The sequence below is a fragment of the Ruminococcus sp. HUN007 genome, from assembly GCF_000712055.1.
In the GTDB taxonomy this organism is placed as follows: Bacteria; Bacillota; Clostridia; order Oscillospirales; family Ruminococcaceae; genus HUN007.
In genome coordinates this window covers 415,640-429,722 of the sequence record NZ_JOOA01000002.1, presented here as the reverse complement: position 1 = coordinate 429,722, position 14,083 = coordinate 415,640, and the positions used below count along the sequence as shown (strand labels likewise).

The window sequence follows — 14,083 nt, the reverse complement described above, 5'->3', positions numbered from 1 at the left end:
ATTATAACAGAAATAATCTTATTTTGCAAATAAAAATCACCCTGCCATTTCTGACAGGGTGATAAAACTGTTTAGTGTTTAGTTTATTTCAGTCTGATTAGTCAGCAATCTTAACCTTGCTTGAGATAACATCAGCAGCGAACTTTGTGAAGTCCTTGTTTGTCTTGATGTATTCTACAGCATCAACAGCGTTGTCCTTAACATTGACAGGAACTGAAACCTTAACTTCTTCTGGGTATTCGAAGTCAATGTAAGCTGTTTCGATTGTAGCTGTAGCCTTCTTGTTGAGGTCTGTTGCAACAGCCTGTGAGTTTCTGAATTCAGCATGGAGTGGTCTGAATGTATCCTTTTCGATTATGTAGATGAATTCGCCGTCAACTGTATCAAGGTACTTTTCAGTGCCATCCTTGAGAGCATTAGCGCTGATTGTAAGCATGATCTTAGAAGAATCATTTGCAAGTGTTGTGATCTGTGAGTTGCTGTTGATTCTTTCCTTAGCACCGTTCTTACCACCAACGATTGCCTGGAGTTCGCTCTTTGAAGGGAATACGAAGTCTAACTGTTCCTTAGCTGTCTTAACAGCGCTGTTCTTGTAGTCTTCAAATGCCTTTTCTTCCTTCTTGAGCTGATCAACTGTAGCCTTAACTTCCTTGATAGCTGCATCGATCTTGTCCATATCTTCGTTAGCTTCGTCAAGCTTTAATGCCTTGTTAAGATCCTTGATGAGAGCATTCTTTTCAGCTGTGAGGTCATCCTTGATCTTGTTGTACTTAGCTTCGAGAGCGTTCTTGTCAGCTGTGAGTTCATCTTCTACAGCCTTCTTTTCAGCTTCGAGATCTTCCTTGTCTGATTCCTTAGTAGCTGCATCAATCTTAGCCTGGAGTTCAGCCTTCTTAGCTTCAGCCTTGTCTTCTAATGCCTTCTTTTCAGCATCAGCATCAGCCTGAGCCTTGTCAGCCTTAGCCTGGAGTTCGTCAGCCTGCTTCTGGAGAGCCTGAAGTGCATCTACATCAGCCTGCTTGTCAAGTTCAGCCTTCTTGTCAGCGATGATCTGATCCATTACGTTAGCGTAAACAGATCTTGCAGCTGAAAGACCTTCTGACTTAGCATCTGAAACAGAAGTATTTGTACCCTTCTTGATCCAGCCAGTTGTTAATGTGTTTTCACCATTCTTAACTGTTGCGTCAGCATAAACTTCAGTAGCCTTCTTGCCGCCGTATACTGCGTAGCCGTCAGCTTCGTATGTGTAAGTATCGTTATCGTATACTAATTCGCCGTCCGTTAAGTTGAACTTATAGTCGTTGCCAGCCTTAGAACCCTTAACCTTAGCCTTGTTTGTATACTTAACTTCTCCGTTTACGAGTTCTTCAGATGTTTCACCATCGAAGTTGCTGTATTCTGCATCTGCAAATGCCTTGATGCTGTTTACGAGCATGTCGTATACTGTAAGATCCTTGATTGGGTCACCCTGCTCGAATGGATCATTAGAAGGTGATACTGTTGGTGTTGTTGTAGGAGCTGTAGGTGTTGTTGTAGGAGCTGTAGGTGTTGTTGTAGGAGCTGTAGGTGTTGTATTTGTCGGTGTAGGATCAACAATCTCACCTGTCTTTGGATCTCTTACTACTGCTTCACCTAATTTGAACTTAGCATAACCGTTTTCAACGATTGTTGAAGTGCCTGAAGTAGATGTACCGATAACGATATCGATCTGAACAGGTCTGTTCTGCTTGTCAAGCTGGATCATGTAAGTACCGGCAACGTTCTTTGCTTCCTTGCCGCTTACGATGTCTTCTACAGGAACAGCGATGTACTTGTAGTTTTCATCTTCGTATGTGTAAGCATTTTCAAAGCTTGCTTCTGTTACTGAATCAGAAAGTAAAAGTGAATCAATAATGTTTACTGAAACAACATCATCGTTATCATCGAACTGAGCCTTCTTGATGAGGTCAACTACGATTTCCTTGAGTGCAGAAACTGTCTTGTTCTTCTTGGTAACAACGTCCTTGTCATCTGCGCCCTTTGTGTAGATAACTGCTTCGCTGCCTGTAAGATCAACGAGAACATCCTGTTCAACGGCTGCGTTAGCAGACTTTATCTGAGCCTTATCGCCGTTTCTTGTGAAGTATGTTGTTGTTGTTCTTTCTGCACTGTCGTTGAGCTGTGAAGTAACCTTGCTTTCAACAGTACTCTTTTCAGCACTGAGATAAGCAGCGATCATGCTCTTGTATGCTGCAAAAGCATCGAACTGTTCGAGTTCTCCGCTAGCGAGAATCTTCTTTAAGAATACGATATCCTTTGCGTCGTTCTTCTTATCGAAGTTAAAGTCTGAATTGTAGATTTCCCCAGTACCGTTTACAATGTAATCAGCGATAGCTACGAAGTCTCTGGTGTTTACAGAACCATTGTTGTCTGCGTCACCGATTCTTGATGTAAGAAGAATTCCTGAGCCTGCAGCAGATGCTGAAATTGTGCTTGCGCTTATAAGAAGTGCAAGTGTTGCTGCTGATACTTTCTTGAATAATGCCATAATTTTCATCAACCTTTCATAAATAACTAGGATATGTGAAGACCGCATTATGTCTTTGTCTACCCCGTTTTTTATAATAATATATTATAAATATACAAAATACTCTTAGAGTATAGCATACTAATTCAGTAAATGCAAGCATTTTCGGCACATTTGTTAAAGTCCACCTAAAAAAGCTAACAAAAGTTGAATGAAATGCGACGAAATATCCGTTTTGATTTACGGTTTTCGTCATAATTCCTTTAGTGTGACTTATATAAGTAGTCTGAATTGTGAATTTCGTCATCCAAAAGAAAATTTTTATGAGCCTATTTAATTTTTCATTAATCTGTCGATTTATACTATATATATTATGCAGTCATGAATTATTATCAAGTACATTTATAATAGTATAGATGCATTTTTCCGGTAAATGTTTTCAGTAATGATCTGCGGATGCTTGTTTATACGGGTTGACCATATTGCATTTTCATGTTATTATTATATTGCGTGTACTAATTCATTATATCCTGTTTTTCTACACTCTTGAGGGAATAGTGTATTATCTCCGCTGAGGACTGCATTGAAAACGCTGACTGTTTTCCTGCAGGCTTGCTATTACAGCCGGTTTATCAGTATTTCCTTAAAAATTTACGCTACAGGAGTTGAATATTAATGACTTACGTCATGAGTGACCTGCACGGTGAGTACCGGAGATTTCTGCAGATGCTTGATCTTATCGGACTGACAGACGAAGATATTCTTTATATTCTCGGTGATGTTGTTGACAGGGGAGAGGAACCTGTTAATCTTCTGATGGATCTTATGAAAAGAAAGAATGTCATTACACTGATGGGAAATCATGATTATCTTGCCTGTGAACTATTAAAGCAGCTTGTAAAGGAGATAACGCCGGATACAACATCACTTGCTCCTGAACTTATGAATCAGGTCCTTGAATGGATGGATGACGGCGGCATAAACACTATGCTTCAGTTCCGTGCACTTGAACCGGAGCAGCGTGAAGCAGTCCTGAATTTTATATCAGGGTTTCCTTTTATTGAAATAGTTGAGATCGGAGAAAAGTGCTATATTATGAGCCATGCCGGTCTGGGCAACTTTGAGAAGAACAAGAAACTGAAGGAATATACTGTATACGAACTCATCGCAGCCAGACCGGATGCAGACAAACGCCTTTTTGAAGATGATTCGGTTTTTGTAGTCTGCGGTCATACGCCGACATGTAATCTTTGCGGCGAGAACAGAATATATATAAATCAGGGAAATATATTTATCGACTGCGGAGCAGTTTTCGGAGGAAAGCTTGGCTGTCTCTGTCTTGACACTATGGAGGAGTTTTACGTTTAATGAGAGATAATGACGGAACCAACACTATAATTGAAGAAAATTTTGAAATGAGTTCGGATTCATACCGTGTGTCCGGAGGACTTCCGCTGCAGTGCAGACAGTGCATTTACTGGGACAAAAATGATCCGCTGCACTGTGAAAAGTATAAGATCTTTAAAAAACCGAAATCGATCCTCTGGGCTCAGAAGAAATGCTCAAAATTCCGTGATGCAGATTATTACTGAGATACGGCTGAAGGCATTACCGGCGCAGAGGCTGATGTTTCTCTGCGTTACACAGCAGAAATGTAATACATACAATGAAAAGGATAATGGTTAAATGAACAAGAAAGAACTTAATGAGATCAAAAAGAATTTTAATGATGACAGCGGACTGTTTGTCATCAATACTTTTTTTTCAGCATATATTGATCCCGAAAAAAATGTTAAATACAAAATGAGCAAACCATACAGCATAATAGCTGATGATGAACGTGAGGTAATTACTGATTCACTCAAAAAGGTACTTACAGGTACTATAGGAAAACATCTCGTTGAGTATGAGTTTCCTCTTGAATCATTTGAAGACGGTAAAGCACAGAAGATACTCTATGATCTTGTGGAATCAAAAATGAAAGACGAGTCTCTCATTGATACGTTCCTTGAAAAAATCACTTCAAATATTGACTACGCGGCGTCATTTACTCTGCTTGCAGCACACTGCACATACAGTATTATGAGAAAGAACCGTAATGACGACGATGATCCTGATAACGTTACAGATGAATATAATTTTATTGTTACAGCGGTATGCCCGGCAAATACAAATGACGTCGGTCTTTTCTACGATGAAGAGTCCTGTACTATTTCAAAGAAAACAAATAATGAAATGATAATAAGCAAGATCCCTACAGACGGATTTATGTATCCTGTTTTCAGCGACAGAAGTCCGGATGTTAATCACATAATGTATTTTTCAAAGAAAGCTGACAAGCCGAATATTTCAATTATTGAAAATGTTCTTGACTGTGTTTTCGTTATGTCAGCTGAAAATGAAAAAGCACGTTTTCAGCAGGTGCTTAATGCAGTCTGCTCTGACGAACTCAATTATAATGTCATTACACAGGTAAATGACAAGATCAGGGAAGTAGTTGAACTGAGCCGCAACGAAACTGAAGCAGCGAAGATCAATGACAAACAGCTTAAGCATATTCTTTCAGATGCCGGCGTAAGTGAGGAAAAACTTCAGGCGCTTGAACCTGCTTATCAGCAGATCGTAGGCGAGACTGATCTTACTGCTTCAAATCTTGCCGAAAACAGGACGGTTGTGTCTACACCGGATGTTACTATCAACATCAAAAAAGATGCTGCGTGCAGACTCAGGACAAGCAGTATAGAAGGCAGAAACTGTCTGATAATTGATCTTGACGATCCTAATATTGTTGTAAACGGCCTTCCTGCTGTTCTTAAATAAAAGCTTTTATGATGTGAGGGGTGGAGTGAATGGAAGAAAGTCTGAAATATAAAATATTCAGTGATATAATAAAAACTGAATACAAGCGTGAGATCAGAACCTTCAGCAAGTATGCCTGCAGGAGTTCTGAGTGTATTCGTCTGTATGAGGAACCTATACCTGACAGGAAGAATGTACGTCCTGCTTTTTTTCATGATGCAGACCGGATAATCCATTCCAAAGCCTATACGAGATATATAGACAAAACACAGGTTTTTTCATTCTTTGATAATGACCATATAACACACCGCGTTCTTCATGTTCAGCTCGTTTCAAAAATCGCGCGTATGATCGGACGCTGTCTCAGACTTAATGAAGATCTTATCGAGGCGATAGCTCTTGCACATGACCTGGGACATGTTCCGTACGGTCATGACGGCGAAAGATATCTTGATGCAATATGTGCGGAAAAGAACATGGGATGTTTCTGCCATAATGCTCAGAGCGTGAAGTTCCTTATGGAACTTGAAAAAAACGGTGAAGGCCTTAACCTTAGCCTTCAGGTGCTTGACGGAGTTCTTGCACATAACGGTGAAATTCTTCAGTCCAGATATGAGCCTGACAGAAACAAGACTTTTGATCGTTTTCTGAAGGAATATGAAAGCTGCTTTACCGAGAAGAATTTCAGCGCAAAAATCATTCCTATGACTCTTGAGGGATGTGTTGTAAGAATAAGCGATATTATTGCCTATATCGGGCGTGATATTGAAGATGCTGTTACGCTCAGGATAATTGAACGTAATGAGATCCCGGCTGAGGTATCAGAAGTTCTCGGCGATACGAACAGCAGTATAATCAATGCCCTTATTTCAGATATTATAGTAAGCAGCTATGACAAGCCGTATCTTACGATCTCTCCTGATATATACTCAGCAATGAAAAAACTTCTTAAATTCAATTATGAAAGAATATATAAAAACCCTTCAATAAAGGATGAGGATTCAAAGCTTCAGAATATGTTTACCGTTGTATATGACAGGTTTTATGACCAGCTCGTATCAGGAAACAGGGAATCTGAAATATACAGCGACTATCTTAGTTCGTACAATCCGGATTATTTCAGAAAATACAGTGAAAACAACATGCAGGGGAGAATAGTGGTTGACTATATTTCCGGAATGACTGACCGCTACTTCAATGACTGCTTTACAAAATTTATTATGCCGAAGAAATTCGGGAAAAATATTTATTCATGAGGTCTGAAATGGAAAAAGTATTTGATATACCTGGTTTTACGTATTTTGCCGAGAAAAATAACTATACAGGCAGTGTACACAATATATTCAACTATAAAATAGTCAACGGTGATGTTCTTACTGTTACTGTGTGGATGGGGAAGTTCTGTCTGGCAAAAACTCCAGAGGAAGACATTGTGGATGTAAAGGAGTTTGAAAAAACTCCGGAAGGCCTTGAAGAGCTTAAATCATGGCTTGAATCCGAACTAGAAAAGAAAAAGAACGATATATAAAAAAATCTCATAAAAAACAGATCAGCATATCAAACCCGCGTATTTACGCGAGTAAGATATGCTGATCCTGTTTTATTCAGAACTTTTTACTGTTTCGTTATTATGCAGTTTGTATCAGCCTGCGTTAAGGCCGTAGTTTGAACAGAGTGATGCGAGACCTCCTGTGAAACCGCTCCCTACTGCACAGAACTTCCATTCGCCGTTATGTCTGTAAAGTTCGCCGACAACAAGACAGGTTTCAATTGAGAAATCTTCGCAGAGATCGTATCTTATAAGTTCAACGCCTGTAGATTCATCGAGAATACGGATGTAAGCGTTTGAAACCTGACCGAAATTCTGCTGTCTTGTCTCATAATCATGAATTGTAACTGTAAATGCGATTTTTTCAATGTTTGCAGGAACAGTAGCGAGATTTACCTTGATCTGTTCATCATCTCCGTCGCCTGCACCTGTAAGATTGTCGCCCATGTGGCATACGGAACCGCAGTCAGATCTGAGGTTGTTGTAGAAAATAAATGATGATTCCGACGGAGCCTTTCCTGAAGCGTCAAGAAGAAATGCTGATGTGTCCAGGTCGAAGTCTGAACCACCGTCATATTTATTTACGTCCCAGCCGAGTCCTACTATTACTTTCTGAAGACCCGGATTAGTTTTTTGTAAGATCGATTTTCTGACCTTTCTGAAGTGAAATAGCCATAATGTTTCCTCCTGTGTTCGTGTTTTAATTTTATAGTTCATGAATTCCTTTTCCTTGCAAAGGAACATCATAAAGCTATTATACATTGTTATTACTATAAAGTCAATTACTTTTTTATATAGTTACGGATATATTATTGCCCAAATGCGCAAGTTTCATAAGAGGAGATTTACTAAAAGTTGCGATACATTCTTCTATTTAATTAAATCTTGTTGTGTGAAATAGCTAATTATAAAACCGGGCAGAGAAGCGATATTAGCAATCATCAACATGATTCAGATGATCAATATCGCAATGTTGTAAAAATATTACCCTAAACGGGTAAAGAAAATGCATTCCATAAGTGAAGAAAATGAGCTATAATAATAACATCAAGAGATGTGAAAACAAACAAAATAATTTCACAAACAGGAGGAATTTTATATTATGAAAATCAGAAGAATTCTTAGCGGAATCGCAGCAGCCGTTCTTATGGCTGGAGTAGTAACAGGATGCGGCCCGGCAGCCGGCGGCGGCAGCAGTACAGCATCAAATGACGGAAACAGCAATGCAGGCTCAAATGACGCTGCTCAGGAAACAACACTCACACTATGGAGCATTGCTACAGAGTCTGACTCATTCCATTCAGCTTACGCTAATGCGATCAAGGACTTTGAAACTTCACATCCTGGTGTAAAAGTAGTTCACGAAACATTCGAAAACGAATCTTACAAGACGAAGATAAAATCAGCAGTTGCTGCTAATGAGCTCCCTGATGTATTCTATACATGGGCAGGCGGATTCTCACAGTCATTCGTTGACTCAGGCAAGGTTCTTGACCTTTCAAGCTACTATGAAAACTACAAGGCAGACCTTTCAGAAGCAGCTGTTGCAAACATTACATACGGCGGCAAGGTTTACGGTTCAACTATCGTAACTCCTGTTTCAGCAATGTGGTACAACCAGAAGATCTTTAAGGAAAACAACCTCGAAGCTCCTGCTACATGGGATGATTTCGTAAAGGTTTGCCAGACACTTAAGGATGCAGGCGTAACACCTATCGCTACAAGTGCAAAGGATAAGTGGGTTCTTGCAATGCTTCACGACGGTCTTACACTTAAGTCTGTAGGTCCTGACAAGCTCCAGAAGACACTTCTGAAGCAGGGTGGTTCATACAGCGATCCTGACTTCCTGCTTTCAGCACAGAAGATCAAGGAACTCTCTGATATGGGCGCATTCATTGATGGTGCTGCAGCACTTTCAAACGATGAAGCAAGTGCTGAGTTCTATGCAGGCAAGGCTGCAATGTACTTTACAGGAAGCTGGATGGGCGGCTCTATTATGACAGATGCTGCAAATCCTGATGATTTCTCAGTTGCTCCTATCCCGGTTGTTAATGATAAGAATGCAAAGATCACTGACTTCATGGGCGGCGGTGCTGACTCACTCATGGTTGCTGCTTCAACAAAGAATGCTGATCTTTCAGCTGAATTTGCTTTCGAATTAACAAAGGGCATCTCTAAGTACGCTTATCTCACAGGTGCTGGTATCCCGGCATGGAAGGTAAACTATGATGATTCAGAGGTTCCTGCACTTACAAAGAAAGTTGCTGACTATGCTAACGGCGCAACATCATTCACACTCTGGTTTGATACTCTTCTTACATCAGAGGATGCAAACGAATATCTTGCACTTCTCCAGAAGCTCTATTTAGGTTCAATTACCCCTGAAGACTTCCAGAAGGAAATGGCTGCTCAGCTTGAAAAATAATTTAAGAATATTTCTTCATTTAATAATTCTAATCTGAATTTTCCTTGAAATCCTTACAATAATATCATAGTACTGACCGGTTATTTCAGCCGGTCAGTGCTATGATAAAAGGATTACTATCTCGTAAAGGCAGGTCTTATATGGAAAGCATACGAAAAAACAAACTGGCGCTGACAGTATTTCTGCTGCCGGCAGTGATCCTGTTTGCCGGGATAATAATTGTCCCGATTATAATGTCATTTATCTACAGTCTGCAGGACTGGAACGGAATCACAGAACCTAAGTTCATTGGTTTCCAGAACTATATTGAACTTTTTACCAGTAAATCAGCAGGATTTCCGAAAACTACAATGAATGCACTTCTTCTTGCTGTACTTTCTGTTTTCATCCAGCTTCCTCTGTCGCTTGCACTTGCTCTTCTTATCTCAAAGGGGATAAAAGGTGAGCGTTTCTTCATGACAGTCTTTTTTATACCTGTACTTATGTCAACAGTTGTAATCGGACAGCTCTGGTTAAAGATCTATAATCCGAATTACGGTGTTCTTAATGTACTTCTTGATAAAATCGGACTTGACAGCCTTTCAAAAACAGCATGGCTGGCTGAACCGAAGACAGTACTGCTTGCGGCGTTTCTTCCTAACCTCTGGCAGTATGTAGGCTATCACATGCTTCTCATGTATGCCGGTATCAAGAGCGTATCACCTGATGTCATAGAAGCAGCCCGTATTGACGGTGCTAATGACTGGCAGATCAACACAAAGATCATTATTCCGCTTTTAAAGCCAGTAATCAAGATCTGCGTAATATTTGCGGTAACCGGTTCACTTAAAACATTCGACCTTATCTACGTACTCACAAGAGGCGGCCCGGACCATGCAAGTGAAGTGCCGAGTACTCTTATGGTAAACATGACATTTGACGAAAGCAGATATGGCTACGGTAGTGCTATAGCAGTAATGATCATATTCCTTTGCTTCTTCTTTGCAATACTGATCAAGAAAGGAATCAAGACGGAGGATTACGATGAAAAGTAAAAAATTAAATAAAGTGCCGGTTGGTACATATGTAGTTCTTCTTCTCTGGACTGTGCTCTGCGTATTTCCGCTTTACTGGATGTTCACTTTTTCCCTGAAGGAAAACTCTGAAATATTCGGCGAAAATGTTCTCGGACTTCCGAGAAACTGGATGTGGTCCAACTATGCGGACGCTATGCGTTCAGGTACACTTAGTTCAGGACTTATGCGTGACAGTTCTATACTTTTAGGTTTTAAAAACAGTATTATCATTTCTGTGTTTACTATTGCTCTTACAATTGTATGTGCACTCATGGCATGTTATGCTCTTACAAGAATGGAATGGCGCGGACGTGAAACAGTAAACAACATTTTTATGCTTGGTCTTACTCTTCCGATCCATGCTGCACTTCTTCCTGTATTCCTCATGCTCAAGTCACTTAAAATGCTTAACTCCTATCAGGCACTTATTGTTCCGTATGCAGCTTTCTCGCTTGCTATGGCAATAATGATATTCGGTAGTTTTATGGTAAACATTCCGAAGGAACTTGAAGAGTCAGCTTGTCTGGACGGATGCGGTACATTCGGAATATTCTTCAGAATAATCCTTCCGCTTATGAAGCCGGCAATTTCTACAGTTATCATCTTTACTTTCCTTCAGGCGTGGAACGAACTTATGTTTGCTAATATTTTCAACAGTGAAAGACGTTTCAGTACACTTCCTGTTGCAATAAATACTTTCTTCGGATCATATACTACAAAGTGGGGACCGATCGGTGCAGCTCTTGTTATCGCTACATTCCCGACACTGTTTGTGTATGCTTTCATAAGCAGAAAGATCCAGGAAAGCCTTATTGCCGGAGCAATAAAGGGATAATCAGAAGATCTCGTGGTTAATTTGCACAAAACATGCATTTTATTATTACATAAAGTGCTGAACTTTGTGATAAACGGTTGACAAACAGGTTTTAATGATTTATAATCCCGACTTTAACACTTCAAGAAAACAATCGAGGCGTAACTAACGCAAATGCGTTGATTACGCCTCTTTTTTCGTTTTTCAAAAATGTTGTATGAGCAATTATTTGGAAATTAATTTTATTTTTCCATTCAAAGTCTTTGGCAGATAGTATTGTTTGTCTAACTCAAGTCCCGTAATTTCGTTCAAAGCAGTACACACCTGAGAGCAAGTATAATTGGACATGTAGCACATATCCTGGATATTTGAAACGTTCATATTCCGGATTGTTTCAATGATATTGTATACTGAAAAATGATATCCTTTTTCTTCAAGCAGTTTTTCAAGAATACGATAAATCAAAAGCGCAGTATAGCATATCATAAAATGAGCAATAATTCTGTTCAGGGTACTATGGTAAACAGGTCTTGCGTCAAAATTGGTTTTCATGATTCGAAAACAGTCCTCTATTTTGTAGCGGTTCATGCTGATTTCAAGAATAGATTTTGCGTCATCATCAAGATTGGTTGCTACGGCATAAAAGCCATCGTATTTTTCTTCTTTTTCAATTGCTTCTTTGTCAAGAATGTAGGTGTCGGAACCGTTCTCTTCAGCTTTGGACTTAGAGATTCTTTTGATGAATCTGGTAACATCATGCGGCCCCTTTTTGTAAGTTTCAGGATCGATATTTTCAAGCAGCTTTTTCGCTCTTTCAATTTGCCTGTTGCGTATGTAACGCTGATATTCCATCATTTTTCTTGAAAATGAGATAATGATTTTCTGTTTAAGCGTTGCTTTGGATTTAACTTTTTTTACCTTTCCGTTTTTGCAGATTTTTTCTTCGTAAAGTCCTACATCGAACGCTTTATCCGCGTCAATTATTTTGTAGGCATGATCGTTGTAAAGACTCAGATTATCAGGATTTTTTCTGTCGAATGTCTTCATATAGTTTAGTGAAATATGCTTATTGCTGGAAAGCAGCTTGTAATCACAATCGTTAAAAACCGCCTCCTGTAACATTGAGGAAAGTTTCTTTACGGACTGTGTAACGATAAACGCACGACCACCCATAGAATTGAAATTACGGATATTCAAAGATCCAAGACCTGCATCGGCACAGTATATGAACTTTTTCCCCTGGAGCATTTTAGTAAGTTTCTTTTCCAGCGGAATAGCAGTAGTCTGCTCATTATCAGAACCTGATGAAATACACATGGATAAAGGGATACCTTCTGCATCCATGAACAGTCCCATTTCGCAGATAGGATTTGGACGATGTTCTTTTGAAGGACCATATTTACGAAGCCCTTTGATGAATTCTCCTGTTACTTCATCAACATAGTCTTCGTCTTCACATTCGGTTTCAAAGTAATAATTTGTACAGTCGTAATAGCACACCGATGTATTCCTTTTGATAATACTGCAGCTTTTTTCATACAGGTAGCTGATATATTCGTCGTAATGGTCTTTCATCAGATCCATGGTACGCATTATATGCATGTAATCAAAATCAGGCTGTTCGTAATAGTTACTCATTTTCTGGAACGAACCGAGTTTTGAATCCGGATCAATAATTCTTGAAAACGTAATAAATCTGTTTACAAGATTAGGGTTGAATTCAATTTTTCTGTCTTCAGTGATGTTTTTGAAAAATGAACTTATTTCAAGTTTTCCGTAGATATACTGAAGAAAGAAATAGCCTATATTTTTGTCTGTGGATAATGAAGTAACAGCATCGGTAGCTTTGATCTTCTCATTAAAGTCGATTTTCAGATCAAGTGCAAGTGTTTTATTTTTCTTATGCTCCTCGTTATATATTCTGACCTGTTCTTTCGCATATGAAAGAGGATCGTCTGTAATCTTAAGAAGTTCTGAATGCTTACCGATACGAGCTACATTTTTGGTTGTTGTCTTTTTACCGTTTCTGATTCCCATCTGGATAAAATAGGTGGGATCTTTGGATTTTTTATCGTAATTAAGCTTCATATTTATATTATACCATATTTGAAATAAAAATACAACACCATACAACGAAAAAATTCAGAAAATTTGACACAAAAAAAGCCGCAATTATGCGGTTTGAATTGGTTATATTGATTTGGAAGTGTTAAAGTGCCGTTTCTACAGTTATCATCTTTACTTTCCTTCAGGCGTGGAACGAACTTATGTTTGCTAATATTTTCAACAGTGAAAGACGTTTCAGTACACTTCCTGTTGCAATAAATACTTTCTTCGGATCATATACTACAAAGTGGGGACCGATCGGTGCAGCTCTTGTTATCGCTACATTCCCGACACTGTTTGTGTATGCTTTCATAAGCAGAAAGATCCAGGAAAGCCTTATTGCCGGAGCAATAAAGGGATAATCAGAAGATCTCGTGGTTAATTTGCACAAAACATGCATTTTATTATTACATAAAGTGCTGAACTTTGTGATAAACGGTTGACAAACAGGTTTTAATGATTTATAATAAAAACATCAGTTAAAGATGTTTAAACAGAACATCGAAACTGATATTATCAGAAGGGCAAAGCATCTGAAAAGATGTGACGCAAAGCTATAGGGACTGTGGAATGTCAGCCAGCTGCAATGATAATAAATACTTTTTATTAGTATTTACTAAGAATTGCACAGACACTGATAAATGAGAATTACCCACAGTATTTATACTGTGGGTTTTTTGATTTTACAGGCTGATAAAACGGATTATATGGGAACCGTGAAATGGGGTCTATGGTATATGAACAGTTTCGTTGGGGGACGGGACAGTTCAGAATGATTATTGGGTATTACGGAAATGAAAAAAGGGGAAACCAGACAGGTCGTGTTGGG

Annotated in this window: 11 protein-coding genes, 1 pseudogene and 1 riboswitch; of the genes and pseudogenes, 9 read left to right on the top strand and 3 right to left on the bottom strand. The window is 39.1% G+C overall.

Translation table 11 applies throughout. From position 1 onward, the window contains the following. Positions 1-97 precede the first annotated feature (97 nt). The gene (locus CC97_RS05985) at positions 98-2,527 is read right to left on the bottom strand and encodes a hypothetical protein (protein ID WP_044974238.1); all 2,430 of its coding nucleotides are present in this window, start codon (positions 2,525-2,527) and stop codon (positions 98-100) included. 654 nt (positions 2,528-3,181) lie between these two features. On the opposite strand from CC97_RS05985, the gene CC97_RS05980 reads away from it, so the two are divergent. The 5 genes from CC97_RS05980 (at position 3,182) to CC97_RS05960 (ending at position 6,833) form a co-directional block, all read left to right on the top strand. Further along, positions 3,182-3,874 carry a metallophosphoesterase gene (locus tag CC97_RS05980; protein WP_044974237.1) on the top strand — a complete coding sequence of 231 codons (693 nt, stop codon included), beginning with the start codon at positions 3,182-3,184 and terminating at the stop codon, positions 3,872-3,874. Continuing rightward, positions 3,874-4,098: a hypothetical protein gene (locus CC97_RS05975; protein WP_044974236.1), complete on the top strand. Its 225-nt coding sequence runs from the start codon at positions 3,874-3,876 to the stop codon at positions 4,096-4,098. Before CC97_RS05980 ends, CC97_RS05975 begins: the two co-directional genes overlap by 1 nt. Positions 4,099-4,192: 94 nt before the next feature. Next, entirely contained in the window at positions 4,193-5,326 is a 1,134-nt protein-coding gene (locus CC97_RS05970; protein ID WP_044974235.1) for a DUF4317 family protein, read from the top strand. A 29-nt stretch (positions 5,327-5,355) separates the two neighbouring features. After that, positions 5,356-6,561 carry an HD domain-containing protein gene (locus CC97_RS05965; protein WP_044974234.1) on the top strand — a complete coding sequence of 402 codons (1,206 nt, stop codon included), beginning with the start codon at positions 5,356-5,358 and terminating at the stop codon, positions 6,559-6,561. Positions 6,562-6,569: 8 nt separating this feature from the next. Beyond that, positions 6,570-6,833: a hypothetical protein gene (locus CC97_RS05960; RefSeq protein WP_044974233.1), complete on the top strand. Its 264-nt coding sequence runs from the start codon at positions 6,570-6,572 to the stop codon at positions 6,831-6,833. A gap of 114 nt (positions 6,834-6,947) precedes the next feature. Here CC97_RS05960 and CC97_RS05955 read toward each other — a convergent pair. Then, positions 6,948-7,530: pseudogene (locus CC97_RS05955) on the bottom strand (TerD family protein). 426 nt (positions 7,531-7,956) lie between these two features. On the opposite strand from CC97_RS05955, the gene CC97_RS05950 reads away from it, so the two are divergent. The 3 genes from CC97_RS05950 (at position 7,957) to CC97_RS05940 (ending at position 11,169) form a co-directional block, all read left to right on the top strand. After that, on the top strand, positions 7,957-9,279 hold the full coding sequence (locus CC97_RS05950; protein WP_044974232.1) for an extracellular solute-binding protein: 1,323 nt from the start codon (positions 7,957-7,959) through the stop codon (positions 9,277-9,279). Positions 9,280-9,419: 140 nt separating this feature from the next. Then, complete coding sequence (locus tag CC97_RS05945) at positions 9,420-10,313, top strand: sugar ABC transporter permease (protein ID WP_044974231.1); 894 nt, start codon at positions 9,420-9,422, stop codon at positions 10,311-10,313. Then, on the top strand, positions 10,303-11,169 hold the full coding sequence (locus CC97_RS05940) for a carbohydrate ABC transporter permease (RefSeq protein ID WP_044974230.1): 867 nt from the start codon (positions 10,303-10,305) through the stop codon (positions 11,167-11,169). The genes CC97_RS05945 and CC97_RS05940 overlap by 11 nt, the downstream gene beginning before the upstream one ends. Positions 11,170-11,373: 204 nt before the next feature. Here the strand turns inward: CC97_RS05940 and CC97_RS05935 are convergent, their stop codons facing one another. Then, a complete protein-coding gene (locus tag CC97_RS05935) occupies positions 11,374-13,236 on the bottom strand; it encodes an IS1634 family transposase (RefSeq protein ID WP_156036793.1) in 1,863 nt (620 codons plus the stop codon). A gap of 179 nt (positions 13,237-13,415) precedes the next feature. On the opposite strand from CC97_RS05935, the gene CC97_RS05930 reads away from it, so the two are divergent. After that, entirely contained in the window at positions 13,416-13,616 is a 201-nt protein-coding gene (locus CC97_RS05930; protein ID WP_044974228.1) for a hypothetical protein, read from the top strand. A gap of 151 nt (positions 13,617-13,767) precedes the next feature. Beyond that, a riboswitch (cyclic di-GMP riboswitch) is annotated at positions 13,768-13,843 on the top strand. Positions 13,844-14,083 lie beyond the last annotated feature (240 nt).